Consider the following 459-nt stretch of genomic DNA (forward strand, 5'->3'; position numbering starts at 1 on the left):
TTGCCCCGTCAACGTATTACCACTGTCAGCAACAGCGACATCATCCGGATAAACGCAGTGCCCGTGCGCAGCGCGATGACTGGCTGAAGAAAGAGATACAGCGCGTATACGATGAAAATCACAAGGTATACGGTGTAAAGTCTGGCGTCAGTTGTTACGGGAAGGTATCAGAGTGGCCAGATGCACTGTGGCACGTCTCATGGCGGTTATGGGACTTGCCGGTGTTCTCCGGGGTAAAAAGGTCCGTACGACCATCAGCCGGAAAGCCGTTGCCGCAGGCGACCGCGTAAACCGTCAGTTCGTGGCAGAACGACCTGACCAGCTGTGGGTAGCTGATTTTACTTACGTCAGCACATGGCAGGGCTTCGTCTATGTGGCGTTCATCATTGATGTGTTTGCCGGATACATTGTGGGGTGGCGGGTCTCATCGTCCATGGAGACGACATTCGTGCTGGATGC

1 pseudogene is annotated in these 459 nt (G+C 54.5%); it reads left to right on the plus strand.

Annotated features, from left to right (window positions below):
• A pseudogene (locus BFF42_RS20690) lies at window positions 1-459 on the plus strand (IS3 family transposase); the annotation flags it as partial.

Origin of the sequence: Shigella sp. FC1661 (assembly GCF_001712525.1) — a bacterium.
GTDB classification, from domain to species: Bacteria; Pseudomonadota; Gammaproteobacteria; order Enterobacterales; family Enterobacteriaceae; genus Escherichia; species Escherichia coli.